This window comes from Citrobacter sp. Cs237 (assembly GCF_030332325.1).
Lineage (GTDB): Bacteria > Pseudomonadota > Gammaproteobacteria > Enterobacterales > Enterobacteriaceae > Citrobacter_A > Citrobacter_A sedlakii.
The window spans coordinates 1-302 of the sequence record NZ_JAOWIB010000046.1 but is presented as its reverse complement, the minus strand read 5'-3'; the positions used below and the strand labels follow the sequence as shown (position 1 = coordinate 302).

Annotated in this window: 1 pseudogene; it reads right to left on the bottom strand. The window is 54.6% G+C overall.

Going from position 1 to position 302, the window contains the following annotated elements:
- Positions 1 to 218, bottom strand: a pseudogene (locus OGY07_RS01825) (hypothetical protein); the annotation flags it as partial.
- Between the last annotated feature and the right edge of the window lie 84 nt (positions 219 to 302).

Sequence of the window (302 nt, the reverse complement as noted above, 5' to 3'; positions counted from 1 at the left end):
AGCCAGCGCGCGTACTTAAATAACACCTCACTCTCCACAGAAGGCTGCGGAATATTTTCATGTTTGCAGGTAAACGCCAGCCGGGTATTGATCGTCGGTAACGGGTCCACGGCGGGTTTATGGCTGGCCGGAGCGACTGCTGTCTGATCGCAGGCCGCGAGCAACAGGCAGGTCAGCAATACGCCTGCAGAACAGTATGTTCGTCTCGGTAATGACATTGTCTTTATCCTTCCCTGAAATACCCGGGAATATCTTCCCGGGTTTAAGCCGGAGACTTACGCCTCTCCCACCAGCCGCCATTC